Below are 16298 nucleotides of genomic sequence, written 5' to 3' on the forward strand. Positions count from 1 at the left end.
CTATTTCGTTTCGCATCAATCCCAACCCCGTGCTTCAGGCATGGGGTTTTTTGTTTATAGTTAATTACTATTGGTTTGTTAAAAAGGGACTTTTTATTTTTCTGCCGCACCATCATCTTTAACTATCAGAAGAATTGGTATTGTCGTTATAAATGCGGTTGATAATCATTATCATTAATGTGAAGGTAGTAAAAACAACAGTATTAGAAAGGTCATACTATGCGGGGCAACCCTATCGTCGAGTCAGCAAGCCGCGCGTCAAGAAAGATCAAACTTTCTCTGATGGGGCCGGCCTTCATTGCCGCGATCGGTTATATCGACCCGGGCAACTTCGCGACGAATATTCAGTCCGGCGCCGCCTATGGTTATACCCTGTTATGGGTGGTGGTGTGGGCCAATATCATGGCGATGTTGATCCAGTTGCTGTCAGCCAAGCTGGGTATCGCCACCGGTAAAAATCTTGCGGAACTGATCCGCGATCGTTTTCCGCGGCCCGCCGTTTGGGCCTACTGGGTGCAGGCCGAGATCATCGCCATGGCGACCGATCTGGCTGAATTCATCGGGGCGGCTATCGGTTTCAAGCTGTTGTTAGGCGTTTCGCTGCTTGAAGGCGCCGTTCTCACCGGTATCGCGACTTTCCTGATTTTGATGCTGCAACAGCGCGGACAAAAGCCGCTGGAGAGAGTGATTGGCGGGCTGCTGCTGTTTGTGGCCGCGGCTTATATTGTTGAATTGGTTTTCTCGCAGCCGGAACTGGCCGCCCTGACCAAAGGGATGGTTATCCCCAGCCTGCCGACGTCGGATGCGGTGTTTCTGGCCGCGGGCGTGTTGGGGGCGACGATCATGCCGCATGTCATTTATCTGCACTCTTCTTTGACGCAGCGCGCGGATAAGCATTCCCGCGCCGAACGTTATTCCTCGAGCAAAGTCGATGTGGCTATTGCCATGACCATCGCCGGATTTGTCAATCTGGCGATGATGGCGACGGCGGCCGCGGCGTTTCATTTCAGCGGCAATCAGGATATTGCCGATCTGGATCGTGCCTATCTGACGCTGGAGCCTTTGCTGGGGAAAGCGGCGGCGACCATTTTCGGCCTGAGTTTGGTTGCGGCAGGGCTTTCCTCGACGGTCGTCGGCACGCTGGCCGGGCAGGTGGTCATGCAGGGATTTGTTCATTTCCATATTCCGCTGTGGGTGCGGCGCGCGGTGACCATGCTGCCATCATTTATCGTTATCCTGTCTGGTATGGATCCCACCCGGGTGCTGGTATTAAGTCAGGTGATCCTGAGCTTTGGTATTGCTCTGGCGCTGGTTCCTCTGCTGTCATTCACCGGTAACCGGGAATTAATGGGCGATTTGGTCAACCATCGGCTGATACAAATCATCGGCAAAGCGATTGTGTCGATTGTCGTGTCGCTCAATCTTTATCTGCTGGTCAGTACCGCTTTAGGACTATGACGACGTGCAATCCTGTCGGTATCTTCTTATCATCAGATATCGATTCTTGCTTATAGTGGTTCAGTTATGTCGTCGCCAATTACGCTCATCGAAAAGAAACTGTTGTCCGATCATTGGTTTATTCTTCACAAATATGTTTTTGATTTAAAAAGAAAGAATGGCGGCGTGGTGCGTCAGATCCGGGAGGTGTACGATCGTGGCGATGGCGCGACCATTCTGCTGTATAACCGAAAAAAGGGCACCGTGATCCTGACCCGCCAGTTCCGAATCCCCACCTATCTGAATGGCAATGAAAGCGGCATGTTGCTGGAGGCCTGCGCCGGCTTACTGGACGATAACTCGCCGGAGACGTGTATACGTAATGAAGCGATTGAAGAAACCGGCTATGCGATTGGCAAGGTTGAAAAATTGTTTGAGGCTTTTATGTCGCCCGGCGGCGTCACCGAACGGCTGCATTTCTTCGCCGCGGAGTATGATGAGTCGCTGCGGAATAACCAGGGCGGCGGTATCGACGATGAGGACATTGAAGTGCTGGAGCTGTCTTTTACCGAGGCGCTCGAAATGGTGAAAGAAGGGCGCATCATGGATGCCAAAACCATCATGTTGCTACAGCACGCGCAGATTCAGGGATGGTTTACGAAGTAGCGGGCGTACTGCCGGGCGTGTTGATGTCGAACGCGCCCGTGAAAGTGCGGGCAACGGGCGTCGCGCAAAACCAGGAGTGACGATTTCGTCGCCGATGTTTTGTCCTCCGACGGTGTGATGTTTTTTGATTGAACAAAAAACTAACAAATAAAGTAACTATTTTAATCTGCATTAACCTTCCGCTTTTTGTCATCCTTCAAAGTTTAACAATTCTCAAACATTATACTGGTGATCCTTGACCCTACATGTACGCCACAACAAAAACCAAGAAGGGATAAAAAATGGATGAACAACTAAAGCAAAGCGCCCTTGATTTTCACCAATATCCGGTGCCCGGGAAAATACAGGTTTCTCCAACCAAGCCGTTGGCGACCCAGCGCGATCTGGCGCTGGCTTATTCACCCGGGGTGGCGGCGCCCTGTCTGGAAATTGCGGAAGATCCGCTGGCGGCCTACAAGTACACCGCGCGCGGCAATCTGGTGGCGGTGATCTCCAACGGAACCGCCGTGCTCGGCCTTGGCAATATTGGCGCGCTGGCCGGCAAGCCGGTGATGGAAGGCAAGGGGGTTTTGTTTAAGAAATTCTCCGGTATTGACGTGTTCGATATTGAAGTGGATGAACTGGATCCGGATAAACTGATCGACATCATTGCCGCGCTGGAGCCGACGTTTGGCGGCATCAATCTGGAAGATATCAAAGCGCCGGAATGCTTTTACATTGAAAAGAAACTGCGCGAGCGTATGAAAATTCCGGTATTCCATGACGACCAGCACGGCACCGCCATTATCTGTACCGCGGCGGTGCTGAACGGGCTGCGGGTGGTGGAGAAGAATATCGCTGACGTACGCCTGGTGGTTTCCGGCGCGGGAGCGGCATCCATCGCCTGTCTGAACCTGCTGGTGGCGCTGGGCATGAAGCCGCACAACATCGTGGTGTGTGACTCGCGCGGCGTGATCTACAAAGGCCGTGAAGAGGATATGGCGGAAACCAAAGCGGCTTACGCCGTTGAGGATAACGGCAAGCGTAAGCTGGCGGACGTTATCCCCGATGCCGATATTTTCCTCGGCTGCTCCGGCCCCGGGGTGTTGACGCAGGAGATGGTGAAAACCATGGCGCCACGTCCGCTAATCCTGGCGCTGGCCAACCCTGAACCGGAAATTCTGCCGCCGCTGGTCAAGGAGGTTCGCCCGGACGCCATTATCTGTACCGGCCGTTCAGACTACCCGAATCAGGTGAACAACGTGCTGTGCTTCCCGTTCATCTTCCGCGGCGCGCTGGATGTCGGGGCGACCACCATCAATGAAGAGATGAAGCTGGCGTGCGTGCACGCCATTGCCAATCTGGCGCTGGCGGAGCAGAGCGAAGTGGTGGCCTCGGCCTATGGCGATCAGGATCTGTCGTTCGGCCCGGAGTATCTGATCCCGAAACCGTTCGATCCGCGCCTGATTATCAAGATAGCCCCGGCGGTGGCGAAAGCGGCGATGGCGTCCGGCGTGGCGACGCGGCCGATTGAAGACTTTACTGCTTATGTCGAGAAGCTGACGGAGTTTGTCTACAAGACCAACCTGTTTATGAAGCCGGTTTTCTCTCAGGCGCGTCAGCAGCCCCGTCGGGTGGTGCTGGCCGAAGGGGAAGATCCGCGCGTGCTGCACGCGACGCAGGAACTGGTGACGCTGGGGCTGGCTTTTCCGATATTGATTGGGCGGCCGAACGTGATTGAAATGCGCCTGCAAAAGCTGGGGTTACAGTTGACCATTGGTAAAGACTTTGAAGTGGTCAACAATGAATCCGATCCGCGCTTTAAAGAATACTGGAGCGAATATTTCGAGATCATGAAGCGTCGCGGCGTGTCGCAGGAAAAGGCGCAGCGCGAGGTGATCGGTAATCCGACATTGATTGGTTCCATCATGGTGCTGCGCGGTGAAGCCGACGCCTTGATTTGCGGAACTATCGGCACTTATGAAGAGCATTTCGCCGTGGTGGAAAAAGTCTTTGGCTATCGCGAAGGCGTCCACGTCGCCGGCGCTATGAACGCCTTGCTGTTGCCGAGCGGGAATACGTTCATCGCCGATACCTATGTCAATGCCGATCCCACCCCGGAGCAGTTGGCGGAGATTACCCTGATGGCGGCGGACACCGTGCGTCGTTTCGGGATCGAGCCGAAAGTCGCCCTGTTGTCGCATTCGAACTTTGGCACTTCTGACTCGCCCACCGCCGCGAAAATGCGCGCTACGCTGGCGCTGGTGAATAAACTGGCGCCGGAGCTGGAAATCGACGGCGAAATGCACGGCGATGCCGCGCTGGTGGAGTCGATCCGCCGCGAGCAGATGCCGGACAGTCCGCTGAAAGGTTCGGCCAATATCCTGATCATGCCCAATATGGAATCTGCCCGTATCAGCTATAACCTGCTGCGCGTCTCTTCTTCCGAAGGGGTAACCGTCGGGCCGGTGCTGATGGGGGTCGCCAAACCGGTGCATATTCTGACGCCGATCGCCTCGGTGCGGCGTATCGTTAATATGGTGGCGCTGGCGGTGGTTGAGGCGCAAACCCAGCCGCTGTAAGGCCGGTTGAGGTCAAAAGCCCGCAATCGCATGATGCGACCGCGGGCTTTGCTTTTTCTGATCCTCTGGGCGTTACATTGATTGCCGCAGCCATTTATCCAGTTCGTTGGCGAACTGCTGACGGTCACGTTGATTCAGCGTATTCGGGCCGCCGGTCTGGATGCCGCTGGCGCGCAGGGTATCCATAAAATCGCGCATGTTCAGCCGTTCGCGGATGGTGTCCGGCGTATAGCGTTCGCCGCGCGGATTGAGCGCCACAGCGCCTTTTTCGATCGCTTCGGCGGCCAGCGGAATATCGGCGGTCACCACCAGATCGCCCGCTTCAACCCGGCGCACGATTTCGTTATCCGCGACATCGAATCCGGCGGCGACGCGCAGGGTGTGGATAAAACGTGACGGCGGCACTTTCAATGACTGATTGGCGACCAGCGTTACCTGTGTTTCCGTGCGCTCCGCGGCGCGAAACAGCACCTCTTTGATGACGTTGGGACAAGCGTCGGCATCGACCCAAATCTGCATTATTCCGTTACTCCGTTTTTGTTGTCGCCCAGCCAATCCCTGACGGGCAAGAAATCCCGGTATAGCGCGGCCTCGGGGCTGTTGGGCTGAGGGCGATACTGATATTCCCAACGCGCCAGCGGCGGCATGGACATCAAAATCGATTCGGTGCGTCCGCCGCTTTGCAGGCCAAATAGCGTACCGCGATCCCACACCAGATTGAATTCCACATAGCGCCCGCGGCGATAAAGCTGGAATTCGCGCTCGCGCTCGCCCCACGGCAGGGCCTTGCGACGTTCGACTATCGGCAGATAGGCATGCAAAAACCCTTCGCCAACCGCGCGGGTAAAGGCAAAGGCGGTATCAAAATCAGGCGTGTTCAAATCGTCAAAGAACAACCCGCCGATGCCGCGCGCCTCATTACGATGTTTCAGGAAAAAATAATCGTCGCACCATTGTTTATAACGCGGGTAGACGTCCGCGCCGAACGGGCGACATAAATCGCGGGCGGTGCGATGCCAGTGCACGGCGTCTTCCTCGAAGCCATAAAACGGCGTCAGATCGAAACCGCCGCCGAACCACCACACCGGATCTTCCCCCGGTTTTTCCGCGATAAAAAAGCGCACGTTGGCGTGGCTGGTGGGCACATAGGGATTGCGCGGATGAACGACCAGCGAAACGCCCATCGCCTGAAAACCGCGGCCCGCCAGCTCGGGGCGATGGGCGCTGGCGGAAGGGGGAAGCGAACTGCCGGTGATATGAGAAAAGTTGACGCCGGCCCGTTCGAAAACATCGCCGCCGGATAATACGCGGCTGCATCCGCCGCCGCCTTCAGCGCGCTGCCAGATATCTTCATCAAAATCGGTGGCGCCGTCCGCTGCGGCGAGCTGCCGACAGAGATCATCCTGTAATCCGCGCAGAAAGGTTGTTACCGTACTGGTGTGAGACATGCGCAAAGGTTCCTTTTATCACCACTGAATTGAATAAAGCGCTCCAGTATAACGATTATTGCCGATCAATAAATCATATCCCCCACGGCCGCAAGGCGCATTTCTCTTGACCGGCGGCAATTTGATATTGCGTCTGACAAAAATCACGCGATAATCAGAACTTACCTAATTGCACAGTGGCCAACGTGATGGAAATCCGCATATTCCGGCAAGATGACTTTGAGGAAGTGATCACCCTTTGGGAACGCTGCGATTTGCTGCGTCCGTGGAACGATCCTGAAATGGATATTGAACGCAAATTAAACCACGATCCCGAGCTGTTTCTGGTGGCGGAGGTGAGCGGCGAAGTGGTGGGTTCCATCATGGGCGGCTATGACGGCCATCGCGGTTCCGCCTATTATCTCGGCGTGCATCCGGATTTCCGCGGCAGAGGCATTGCCAATGCGCTGATCAGCCGTCTGGAAAAAAAACTCATTGCCCGTGGTTGTCCCAAGATCCACCTGATGGTGCGGGAGGATAACGACGCGGTGATTGGCATGTATGAAAAGCTGGACTATGAGATGGTGGACTGCGTGACGCTGGGTAAACGGCTGATTGAGGATCAGGAATACTGATCCGGCGCCGGATACGTTAGATCACCTCTATTTATCGATGACTCAGGGCCGCTGGGTCTTCTCACCGCATTGTTGATTCAATGATAATTAAAACCCGATTACCCTGCCTTTTACGGCACTTTCCGCCCGCCTTATACTCAAATCCAAATCTGGTGATGGCGGCTAACGATTGCGGCCGTTCAATATTGAGGAGTAAAAGTCATGAGATTTCGCCCGTTATTGCTGGGTTTACCACTGTTACTGACCGGGTGCGGCACGATGAGCCATTTCTCCTGGTCCAGCCTGTCGCCGTTTAGCTGGTTTGGCGGTTCGCTTCAGGTGTCGGACGCCGGCGTTGGGGAGATTAATGCCGGTACGCCATTGTCCGAGCCGGTGTTACACAAGGCGCTGAACGGCGATTATCGCCTCCGCGGCGGAATGGGTTCGGACAACGGTCAACTGGTCGCTTTTTATCAGGCGCTGGACGGCCAGGAAGTTAAATTGATCATCAGCGGTGAGCCGAAAAGTCACGTTCGCAAAGTCGAGGTGATGGATGCGGCAATCGATAGCCAGTGGGGAGTAAAAATCGGCGATGCGTTCAGCGCCTCCTACAGCAAGGCGTTTGGCGTATGCCAGCCGGGGCAAGGTGATGACGCTCAAAGCGTTGAGTGCGTCGCCCCGCAGAGCAAACATGTCAGCTATCTGTTTTCCGGCGAGTGGAGCGGGCCGGAAGGGCTGATGCCGCCTGACGACATTCTCAAAACATGGCGTGTGAGCAAGATTATCTGGCATGCGCAGGCTCGCGATTGATGGGATGCCGGAACTGAAATTGCGTTTAAGCAAAGTAAAAACCGCATTTGTTCCGGTATGATAGCGCTTCTGCACCTAGGGGATAAGGGATTGCGGATAAACACATTACCAATACGACTAAGAAAAATAATGAGATTGAGGAAGCGCAGATGACACAAATTCAAAGCGGTATCTTGCTGGAGCATCGCCGTTTTGCCATTTTTATGGAAGCTATGGTGCAGGGGGAATTTGATGCCATCCGCCAGGGATGCAAAAAGTTTTGTCAGGCGCTGTCCGAGCTGCAACAGCAGTTTCCCGATGCGGGCTTGGGCGCGGTGCTGGCTTTCGGCAATGATGTGTGGCGCGATCTGGATTGCCTCAATTCCGCGCTGGAGCTCAAACCCTTTACGCCGTTGGGTAAAGGGCTGGCGCCGGCAACCCAACGCGACCTGTTGATTCATATTCAGTCATACCGGCATGATGTGAATTTCAGTCTGGCGCAGGCGGCTCTGGCCGCTTTTGGCAGCGCCATCCATGTGGAAGAAGAAATACACGGCTTTCGCTGTGTCGAGGACCGCGATCTGAGTGGTTTCGTGGATGGGACGGAAAACCCGCAGGGCGACGATCGCCACGGTGTGGCTATCGTTCCCGACGGTCAGCCCGATGCCGGCGGCAGCTATGTTTTTGTTCAGCGCTGGGAACATAATCTCAAGCAGTGGCAGCGTTTCAGCGTTGAGCAGCAAGAGCAGATGATCGGCCGCACCAAGTTCGATAACGAAGAGCTTTCTTCTGAACAGCGCCCGTCGACGTCTCATGTCAGCCGCGTGGATTTGAAAGAAGACGGCAAAGGGCTGAAAATTTTACGTCAGAGCCTGCCTTACGGCACGGCGAGCGGCAAGCACGGGTTGTATTTCATCGCCTACTGCGCCCGGCTGCATAACATTGAGCAGCAACTGCTCAGCATGTTTGGCGAGCGGGACGGCAAGCGTGACGATATGCTGCGCTTCACCCGGGCGGTAAGCGGCAGCTATTTCTTTGCGCCTTCGCTGGAACGTCTGCTGACGCTGTAATCTGCTTTAGGGCATTTGTGAGGGCCGGTTTTTGACAACGCTTGAACAGGGTATCGGCAATACTCCGCTGGTGAAATTGCAGCGTTTGGCGCAGGGGACGGGCAGTGAAGTCTGGCTGAAACTGGAAGGAAACAACCCGGCGGGATCGGTAAAAGATCGTGCGGCATTATCCATGGTTCAGCAGGCGGAAAAGCGGGGTGATATCGCTCCCGGTGATAGGTTGATTGAAGCGACCAGTGGGAATACGGGTATTGCGCTGGCGATGATCGCGGCGCTGAAAGGCTACCGTCTACGCCTATTGATGCCGGAAAATATGAGCCGCGAGCGTCAGTCTGCGATGCGTGCCTACGGCGCGGAGCTGGTGTTGGTCAGCCGGCAAGCGGGGATGGAGGGCGCGCGCGATTTGGCGCGGCACATGGCGCAGTCAGGCGAAGGGAAAATCCTCGATCAGTTTAATAACCCGGACAACGCTCTCGCCCATTTTCTGACCACCGGCCCGGAGATCTGGCGGCAAACGGCGGGCAAGCTGACGCATTTTGTATCCAGTATGGGAACCACCGGCACCATTTCCGGCGTCAGCCGTTATCTGAAAGCACAGCGTAATGAGATCGTCACCGTGGGATTACAGCCTGCCGAAGGCAGCCAGATTCCCGGTATCCGGCGCTGGGCGCCGGGGTATCAGCCCGGTATCTTCCGCCCCGATCTTGTCGATCGCATTATGGATATTTCGCAACAGGAAGCGGAGAGCACACTGCGTCATCTCGCCCGCCGGGAAGGCATTTTCTGCGGCGTCAGTTCCGGCGGCGCCGTCTGCGGCGCGTTGCGTATTGCGGCGGACAATCCCGGCAGCGTGATCGTGGCGATCGCCTGCGACCGCGGCGATCGCTATTTATCGACAGGCGTGTTTGAGGCGTTCTGAAAGCAGAACAAGGATGAAGTCATACCATGGCCTATCCGGATAGGTTCTAAGCGTGAGAGCGGTCAATTTTCAGTTAGATTCAGAATACAAAACAGCGGCGCAGGCTTCACATGCCGCACACTGCATGTTATATCCATGATATGTTGTAGGACAACTTATATGCGATAGCCCTCATGAGCATTAAATCAATCCAGAAACACAATGTAGTCAATGCAGTTTATGAGCAAATTAAGGAAAAACTGCTGGATGGTAGCTGGCCGCCGGGCAGTAAGCTCCCCTCAGAATCCGAACTTACTGTGTCATTCAACGTCAGCCGAGTCAGCATCCGTAGCGCGGTACAACGACTACGCGATCTGGGTATTGTCATTACTCATCAGGGGAAAGGCAGTTTCGTTACCAAAAACTTCAGCCAACGTAGCCTGCTTAATGAGCAGCAGCCGATCATGCATCTCAGCCGCGAAGAGTTTCACGACATGATGATATTCCGCCAGACAGTCGAGTTCAAATGCATGGAGTTAGCGGTTCAGAATGCCACAGCGGAGGATATTTCCGCTCTGGAAAAAGCGTTGAATCGTATGCTGACAAACAAGGATGACTATAAGAAATACTCTCAGGCGGATTTTGATTTCCATCTGGCGATCGCTAAGGCTTCACAGAACAAAGTATTCTACAACGTGATGAACTCCATTAAGGATATTTACTACTACTACCTTGAAGAACTGAACCGTTCACTGGGTATCTCGCTTGAGAGCGTCGAGGCGCATATCAAGGTATTTATGGCCATAAAGAACCGTGATGCATCTACCGCCGTAGCGGTGCTTAATGAAGCGATGTCAGAAAACGTTACTGCAATTGAAAAGCTTAACAGTCAACGAATAGAGGATTGAGAACGCTCATTATTTGGCAGAGCGTGGCGAGGGGCCGTAGCGGCGTGCGCCCCTCGGTACGGTAGGCCGGGTATCTCAGGCTTACAGACGACTTTGTCAGCAACCTCAAATGGCTGCGTTCAGCAGCCATTTCTTCTCCCATTAAGGCCGGGAGGCGGTGCCGTCGGGCGTACGGGCGTTAGTCCAGGATGGAATACCGCCAATGCAGGGATATTTCGCGGCTTTTTTCTCGTCGATATCAATCCCCAGCCCAGGACGCTCGCTCAGATAGGCGTACCCTTTCTCTATCTCTGGACAACCAGGGAACACGTCACGGAGCGCATCGTTCACCGGTGTGTATTCCTGAATACCAAAGTTAGTCACGCTCATATCCAAATGCAGGTTGGCACAAACGCCTACTGGCGAGATATCCCCCGGTCCGTGCCAGGCCGTGCGGATCCCATGGATTTCGCTTAACGTCGCCAGTTTTTTCGCCGGTGTAATACCGCCTATGGTGCTGACGTGGCAGCGAATATAGTCGATCAGGTTATTGGCGATCAGCGGTTTCCAGTCATTGATGTTGGTAAATAACTCACCCATTGAAATTGGCGTGGAGGATTGCTGACGCAGCATTTTCAGCCAGTCGATATTCTCTGGCGCCACCGGATCTTCAAGATAGAACAATTGGTACGGCTCCAGTATTTTAGCCAGGTGGATGGCGGCGATAGGGGTCACACGCTCATGAATGTCATGGATGAACTCAATGCCAAAGCCGAGTTTGTTGCGCAGATGCTCGAATAAATGCGGAACGCTTTTCACATAGGCTTCCGGATCAAAATAGATACCCGGCGTGCTGCTACGTGGAGAACGCTTAGGCTGGATGTTTTTCGCTCGTGCCAACTGGGTGGCTATCAGTTTCAGATCGTCTGTACCTGCCCCACCATACATGCCCATCTGGCATCGGACGTACTGATACCCCTCTTCCATGCGGGCACGGACATTGTCTTCGACTTCAAACTCGTCTCCACCGTCGGTGTGGACATACAATGGGATGCCGTCACGACATTTGCCGCCAAGCAGTTCATAGACCGGCATTCCGGCCAGTTTGCCCTTGATGTCCCATAGCGCCATGTCCACGCCCGACAGCGCATTATTCATGATCGGACCGCTGCGCCAGTAACCGCTTACACAGGCAGACTGCCAGATATCCTCGATTCGTGTTGGATCCTTGCCAATCAGGAAAGGCGTCATATATTCGTCAATAGCCGTTTTAACCGCATGAATGCGCTGGGTAAAGGTAGCGCAGCCCAGCCCGTAAAGACCTGGCTGGCTGGTTTCAACCTTCACTACCGCCAAGTCAATACCGCCTGGTGCCGTCAGGATTGTCTTCACCGCAGTAATTTTTATATTACTCACAGTAACTCCTTATTTTTAAAGTTAAATATTATAATTTTACTATTCCACGCGCAGTTGTATGCCTGGCTTTCCACCAACAAAAAACGTCCGGCCACTACTGGCCATTACTCCTAAATACACGGCAGTCGTCCTACAAGTTGATTTTATTTATATCATCGTTCAATTCATTGTTGAAGAAAATTTTAAGCATCATGTTTATTTATGAAACTTATAAAGTAAGCTATAAAAAACAATAAATTAAATTTTTTACTTTAATGTAAACAATGAAGTATAAGTTAGTTTTGTGATCGGTTCTGCAAAATTAACCGATGTCTGTTGATTTAAAAACAATCGTATAACAAGTTAAATATGAGTGATGTCATACAAGTTGATGGCGTTCGCTTCTCTTAATAGTAAACATGAGGATTTTCTATGTCCGCTCTGTTTGATTTGACTGGAAAAACGGCACTGGTCACGGGTTCTGCACGTGGTCTGGGGTTGGCCTATGCTGAAGGGTTAGCCACTGCTGGCGCCCGTGTGATCTTAAACGACATACGTGAAGCGTCACTGAATGAATCAGTACAAAAACTATGTGAAAAAGGGTATCAGGCACACAGCATAGCCTTTGATGTCACCAATGAAGACGCAGTGGAAAGTGCGTTCGTCGCGCTGGATCAGCAAGGCCTGCAAGTGGACATCCTGATCAATAATGCCGGCATCCAATATCGCAAACCGATGGTCGATTTGGAGCTGGAACAATGGAAACGTGTGATTGATACCAACCTGACCAGTACATTTATTGTTTCGCGAGCGGCGGCAAAACGCATGATTTCACGGGGAAAGGGCGGAAAAATTATCAATATTGGTTCACTCACCAGTCAGGCCGCCCGTCCTACTGTCGCGCCTTATACCGCCGCCAAAGGAGGGATTAAATTGCTCACCTGTTCCATGGCCGCAGAATGGGCGGAGTTTAATATTCAGACCAACGCTATCGGCCCAGGTTACATCCTCACCGATATGAACACGGCGCTGATTGATAACCAAGAGTTTGACGCCTGGGTGAAAGCGAGTAACCCCTCCAAACGCTGGGGTGATCCAGACGAGTTGATTGGTACGGCTATTTATCTGTCTTCATCCGCTTCGGACTATGTAAATGGACAGATAGTCTATGTTGATGGAGGGTGGCTGGCCGTATTGTAATTTTGCCTCTGGTAAAGAGGGCGTGATTTCCCGTCCCTGCACCGACGGCACAGACAACTATAACAAATATCTCTGACCGATAATAAATACGGAGCCTACTATGCTATTTCAACCGTTTGTCGGATTAAAAAAAGCCGGGGTGATCGTTGCGATTACTTTCTGTTGCGTAACCTTTGCACAGATGGTTAATGCTCAGACCGTGAAAACAGCCCGTTTGGGACACAGCTTTACCGATCATCATCCGCGTGGCATTGCCATGCAGAAATTTGCCGATGAAGTCAATAAAGCCACGAATGGCGAAATTAAAATTAATGTTTTCGGTTCTTCTTCGCTGGGATCGGAGCAACAGATGTTGCAGGCCACCCAGAGCAACGTACAACAATTTTATCTGGGATCCGTTTCACCATTGGCTGGCAGACAAAAAACGTTGCAGATTTTCGACTTTCCTTTCTTGTTCCAGAATCATGATGAAGTCGCCAAAGTCCTGGATGGGCCAGTTGGACAGGAGATGCTTAAGAACCTGTCGAAACTTAAGCTGTATGGATTAACGTGGAGCGGCGGTGCATTTCGTGATCTGGCCAACAATAAACATGCGGTGAATACCATGGCCGATATGAAAGGACTGAAGATTCGCGTGATGCCGACCAAAGTGGCGATTGACAGCTTTCAGACTATCGGTATGAATCCGGTACCTCTTTCTTACACTGAGGTTTTTACTGCGTTGGAAACTGGGGTACTGGATGGACACGAGCATCCAGTGGTTGATATGTACCAGAACAAAGTATACGAGGTTGAAAAATATTTTACCGTAACTCGCCATGTCTATACTCCGGTAGTGTTGGTCGTGGCGGAGAAATGGTTTGATTCGCTTACCCCTCAGCAGAAGGATATTATTCATAAAATTGCTCAGGAAACACAGGTATTTCAGCGCGCAGAAGAAATACGTCAGGCTGACGATGCAGTTAATCAACTGGAACAGGCCGGTATGCAAATCAGCGTTCTTCCGCCAGAAGAACTGGATAAAATCCGTACCGTTGTTAAGCCGGTTATTGAAAAACATACCGGTATTATCGGTGCCGATTTTGTCAAAACATTTATTGATGAGATAGAGAAAGTTCGCCAGCAGGCAGTAGAATAAAGTGAGGGGCTAGGCGTTTTTATTGTGGTCCGGTGTCACTGTGCCGGACCTTAATGTATAGCGTGTTCAGAGAAGATAAATATTTCTATACCGATAGCCGTGCTGGTAATGAGGAATATATGGCTTATATCATAAATAAATTATTCAGATTAGTGGATATTATCTTAGTGATATGCATCATCAGTATGGTGGTGATGGTTTTTGGCAATGTGGTTATGCGATATGGCTTTCATTCTGGTTTTCCTGTTTCTGATGAGTTATCTCGGTTCTGTTTTTTCTGGGTGATATTTTTAGGTGTCATCAGCGCATCGCGCGATCAGCGGCATTTAAGCGTGGATACCGTACAGCAGCTATTACCCCGATTATCACGAAAAATATGCTGGGGGGTTACGCAGCTACTGGTCATGGTTTGCTGTGTACTGATGTTTTATGGTTTCTGGTTACAGCATGAATTATTTGTCGACGATCCGGCTCCGGTCAGTGGTGTTCCTCTGCTGTTAGTCTATGGGGTAATTTATATTTCATCAGGAAGTATGGCGCTAATATGTATTTATAATCTGGCTCGATTGTTGATGAATAAAGTCAGTGAGGCTGAGTACTCAATGGCGTCTGGTGGGAAAAAGAAATCCGAAGAGGCAGATTCTGAAACAAAATAACTCGGTTTAATTCGCTATATATCGCCATAGTAAACTGTCAGTTAATTTAGGATAATATATGATTATAACCCTATTTATTATCACCCTGTTAGGTGCTCTGGCATTAGGCGTTCCAGTGGCATTTGCACTGTTGCTCAGTGGTGTGGTGTTAATGGTGTCGCAGGGTATGTTTGATCCACAAATTATTATTCAAACCATTATTCCTGGTGCGGATAATTTTGCGTTGCTGGCGATCCCTTTTTTCCTGCTGGCTGGTGAGTTTATGCTGGCGGGCGGATTGTCGAAGCGTATTGTTAATCTGGCGGTGGCCTGGGTCGGCCATGTCCCAGGGGGGCTTGGTTATGTGGTCATTTTTGCCGCCCTGATTATGGCTAGCCTATCCGGGTCGGCTGTGGCCGACACTGCTGCGCTGGCCGCCATGCTATTACCGATGATGCGGGCAGGGGGTTATGATCTTGGGCGTTCTGCTGGTTTGCTGGGGGCTGGAGGTGTTATTGCTCCGGTGTTACCTCCGTCAGTCGGGTTGATCTTATTTGGAATTATTGGAAACGTTTCTATTACGAAACTGTTTATGGCCGGTATTGTACCTGGTTTATTAATGGCGCTGTCTTTGGTCGTGACCTGGTATATATTGATGGGGCGTACGGATAAAATCGGTCAGTTGAAGGTTTTCCCGAAAGTCAGTTTGCGCGAACGTTGGCATGAAACACGTCGCAGTGTCTGGGCGTTGATGCTGCCGGTGATTATTATTGTTGGTTTAAGGATGGGGCTATTTACACCAACCGAAGCCGCGGTTGTTGCCGCCGTTTATTCACTTTTTGTTGGCGTTGTTATTTATCGGGAAATAAAGTTACGGCATATTTTTGAATTGTGTCTGAATGCCGCTAAGTTAACTGCGGTGATTATGCTAATGGTCGCTGCCGCGATGCTCTCGGCTTATATGATCACCATTGCCAATATTCCGGCGGATTTCGCCGATATGCTCCGTCCTTTTAGTGATAAGCCCATGGTGATGCTGCTGATCATGATGGTAATTATCATTATCATCGGAATGTTTATGGATTTCACGCCAACCATTCTGATTCTTACTCCGGTATTATTGCCTGTTGTGGTACAGGCTGGTATTGATCCAGTGTATTTCGGCGTCCTGTTTATTATGAATAACGCGATTGGGTTATTAACACCGCCAGCCGGGAATGTATTAAATGTGGTCAGAGGGATTGCCGGACTTTCTATGAATCAGGCACTGGTGGGGGTATGGCCGTTTGTCCTTGCCCAGTTTGTCGTATTATTCCTGCTGGTACTGTTTCCGCAGTTAGTCATGGCGCCTTTGGCATGGTTGACATCCTGATAATAATAGGATGGTCGTTTTATGCTAACTTCATAAAATCATTAAGTTATATTTATTATTATTTGATTATTGCTAACACCAGGGTTTATTTTTTATTAAGTTGATAGTCGTTTCAGAAACCGGAAAGTCAGTCCACTCCAGGAGAAAATGAGCGCCAGGCGCTGGTTCGTCAGAGAGCGCCCCTCGGATGGAATGGCGCTCCGAAATAA

Annotated in this window: 15 protein-coding genes; 12 read left to right on the forward strand and 3 right to left on the reverse strand. The window is 51.7% G+C overall.

The features are described 5' to 3' along the window. Positions 1 to 219: 219 nt before the first annotated feature. From HOY33_RS06900 to maeB, 3 genes are all read left to right on the forward strand, one after another. Positions 220 to 1458 carry an Nramp family divalent metal transporter gene (locus HOY33_RS06900; RefSeq protein WP_172289486.1) on the forward strand — a complete coding sequence of 413 codons (1239 nt, stop codon included), beginning with the start codon at positions 220 to 222 and terminating at the stop codon, positions 1456 to 1458. Positions 1459 to 1524: 66 nt separating this feature from the next. Continuing rightward, on the forward strand, positions 1525 to 2103 hold the full coding sequence (gene nudK, locus HOY33_RS06905; protein ID WP_172289487.1) for a GDP-mannose pyrophosphatase NudK: 579 nt from the start codon (positions 1525 to 1527) through the stop codon (positions 2101 to 2103). A 281-nt stretch (positions 2104 to 2384) separates the two neighbouring features. Beyond that, complete coding sequence (gene maeB / locus HOY33_RS06910) at positions 2385 to 4664, forward strand: NADP-dependent oxaloacetate-decarboxylating malate dehydrogenase (protein ID WP_172289488.1); 2280 nt, start codon at positions 2385 to 2387, stop codon at positions 4662 to 4664. A 72-nt stretch (positions 4665 to 4736) separates the two neighbouring features. Here the strand turns inward: maeB and HOY33_RS06915 are convergent, their stop codons facing one another. Together HOY33_RS06915 and hemF are read right to left on the reverse strand one after the other, a co-directional pair. Next, positions 4737 to 5183 carry a YaiI/YqxD family protein gene (locus HOY33_RS06915; protein ID WP_172289489.1) on the reverse strand — a complete coding sequence of 149 codons (447 nt, stop codon included), beginning with the start codon at positions 5181 to 5183 and terminating at the stop codon, positions 4737 to 4739. Next, a complete protein-coding gene (hemF, locus tag HOY33_RS06920) occupies positions 5183 to 6112 on the reverse strand; it encodes an oxygen-dependent coproporphyrinogen oxidase (RefSeq protein WP_172289490.1) in 930 nt (309 codons plus the stop codon). Before hemF ends, HOY33_RS06915 begins: the two co-directional genes overlap by 1 nt. A gap of 188 nt (positions 6113 to 6300) precedes the next feature. On the opposite strand from hemF, the gene HOY33_RS06925 reads away from it, so the two are divergent. From HOY33_RS06925 to HOY33_RS06945, 5 genes are all read left to right on the forward strand, one after another. After that, a complete protein-coding gene (locus tag HOY33_RS06925; protein WP_172289491.1) occupies positions 6301 to 6726 on the forward strand; it encodes a GNAT family acetyltransferase in 426 nt (141 codons plus the stop codon). 201 nt (positions 6727 to 6927) lie between these two features. Next, a complete protein-coding gene (locus HOY33_RS06930) occupies positions 6928 to 7515 on the forward strand; it encodes an RpoE-regulated lipoprotein (protein ID WP_172289492.1) in 588 nt (195 codons plus the stop codon). Positions 7516 to 7664: 149 nt separating this feature from the next. Next, the gene (locus tag HOY33_RS06935) at positions 7665 to 8564 is read left to right on the forward strand and encodes a Dyp-type peroxidase (protein ID WP_172289493.1); all 900 of its coding nucleotides are present in this window, start codon (positions 7665 to 7667) and stop codon (positions 8562 to 8564) included. Between the two features lie 31 nt (positions 8565 to 8595). After that, positions 8596 to 9483: a cysteine synthase CysM gene (gene cysM / locus HOY33_RS06940; RefSeq protein WP_172289494.1), complete on the forward strand. Its 888-nt coding sequence runs from the start codon at positions 8596 to 8598 to the stop codon at positions 9481 to 9483. A 173-nt stretch (positions 9484 to 9656) separates the two neighbouring features. Continuing rightward, the gene (locus HOY33_RS06945) at positions 9657 to 10370 is read left to right on the forward strand and encodes a FadR/GntR family transcriptional regulator (protein WP_172289495.1); all 714 of its coding nucleotides are present in this window, start codon (positions 9657 to 9659) and stop codon (positions 10368 to 10370) included. Positions 10371 to 10511: 141 nt separating this feature from the next. On the opposite strand, the gene HOY33_RS06950 is transcribed toward HOY33_RS06945, so the two are convergent. Beyond that, positions 10512 to 11765: an enolase C-terminal domain-like protein gene (locus tag HOY33_RS06950; RefSeq protein WP_172289496.1), complete on the reverse strand. Its 1254-nt coding sequence runs from the start codon at positions 11763 to 11765 to the stop codon at positions 10512 to 10514. Between the two features lie 411 nt (positions 11766 to 12176). Here HOY33_RS06950 and HOY33_RS06955 point away from each other — a divergent pair, with 411 nt between their 5' ends. The 4 genes from HOY33_RS06955 to HOY33_RS06970 all read left to right on the forward strand — a co-directional run bounded on the left by HOY33_RS06955 (position 12177) and on the right by HOY33_RS06970 (position 16089). Continuing rightward, entirely contained in the window at positions 12177 to 12944 is a 768-nt protein-coding gene (locus tag HOY33_RS06955; protein ID WP_172289497.1) for an SDR family oxidoreductase, read from the forward strand. A 100-nt stretch (positions 12945 to 13044) separates the two neighbouring features. Continuing rightward, positions 13045 to 14082 carry a DctP family TRAP transporter solute-binding subunit gene (locus HOY33_RS06960; RefSeq protein WP_233356372.1) on the forward strand — a complete coding sequence of 346 codons (1038 nt, stop codon included), beginning with the start codon at positions 13045 to 13047 and terminating at the stop codon, positions 14080 to 14082. 53 nt (positions 14083 to 14135) lie between these two features. Then, a complete protein-coding gene (locus tag HOY33_RS06965) occupies positions 14136 to 14738 on the forward strand; it encodes a TRAP transporter small permease (protein ID WP_172289498.1) in 603 nt (200 codons plus the stop codon). Between the two features lie 58 nt (positions 14739 to 14796). After that, the gene (locus HOY33_RS06970; RefSeq protein ID WP_172289499.1) at positions 14797 to 16089 is read left to right on the forward strand and encodes a TRAP transporter large permease subunit; all 1293 of its coding nucleotides are present in this window, start codon (positions 14797 to 14799) and stop codon (positions 16087 to 16089) included. Positions 16090 to 16298 lie beyond the last annotated feature (209 nt).

Source organism: Brenneria sp. hezel4-2-4 (assembly GCF_013155275.1).
Classification (GTDB): Bacteria; Pseudomonadota; Gammaproteobacteria; order Enterobacterales; family Enterobacteriaceae; genus Brenneria.

What these genes read in the sequence shown, in the direction of transcription:
- HOY33_RS06970 (WP_172289499.1), top strand. Translation starts at nt 14,797, where the DNA reads ATGATTATAACCCTATTTATTATCACCCTGTTAGGTGCTCTGGCATTA.
- HOY33_RS06945 (WP_172289495.1), top strand. Translation starts at nt 9,657, where the DNA reads ATGAGCATTAAATCAATCCAGAAACACAATGTAGTCAATGCAGTTTAT.
- HOY33_RS06955 (WP_172289497.1), top strand. Translation starts at nt 12,177, where the DNA reads ATGTCCGCTCTGTTTGATTTGACTGGAAAAACGGCACTGGTCACGGGT.
- HOY33_RS06925 (WP_172289491.1), top strand. Translation starts at nt 6,301, where the DNA reads ATGGAAATCCGCATATTCCGGCAAGATGACTTTGAGGAAGTGATCACC.
- HOY33_RS06930 (WP_172289492.1), top strand. Translation starts at nt 6,928, where the DNA reads ATGAGATTTCGCCCGTTATTGCTGGGTTTACCACTGTTACTGACCGGG.
- HOY33_RS06935 (WP_172289493.1), top strand. Translation starts at nt 7,665, where the DNA reads ATGACACAAATTCAAAGCGGTATCTTGCTGGAGCATCGCCGTTTTGCC.
- nudK (WP_172289487.1), top strand. Translation starts at nt 1,525, where the DNA reads ATGTCGTCGCCAATTACGCTCATCGAAAAGAAACTGTTGTCCGATCAT.
- HOY33_RS06965 (WP_172289498.1), top strand. Translation starts at nt 14,136, where the DNA reads ATGTATAGCGTGTTCAGAGAAGATAAATATTTCTATACCGATAGCCGT.
- HOY33_RS06915 (WP_172289489.1), bottom strand. Translation starts at nt 5,183, where the DNA reads ATGCAGATTTGGGTCGATGCCGACGCTTGTCCCAACGTCATCAAAGAG.
- HOY33_RS06900 (WP_172289486.1), top strand. Translation starts at nt 220, where the DNA reads ATGCGGGGCAACCCTATCGTCGAGTCAGCAAGCCGCGCGTCAAGAAAG.
- HOY33_RS06960 (WP_233356372.1), top strand. Translation starts at nt 13,045, where the DNA reads ATGCTATTTCAACCGTTTGTCGGATTAAAAAAAGCCGGGGTGATCGTT.
- hemF (WP_172289490.1), bottom strand. Translation starts at nt 6,112, where the DNA reads ATGTCTCACACCAGTACGGTAACAACCTTTCTGCGCGGATTACAGGAT.
- maeB (WP_172289488.1), top strand. Translation starts at nt 2,385, where the DNA reads ATGGATGAACAACTAAAGCAAAGCGCCCTTGATTTTCACCAATATCCG.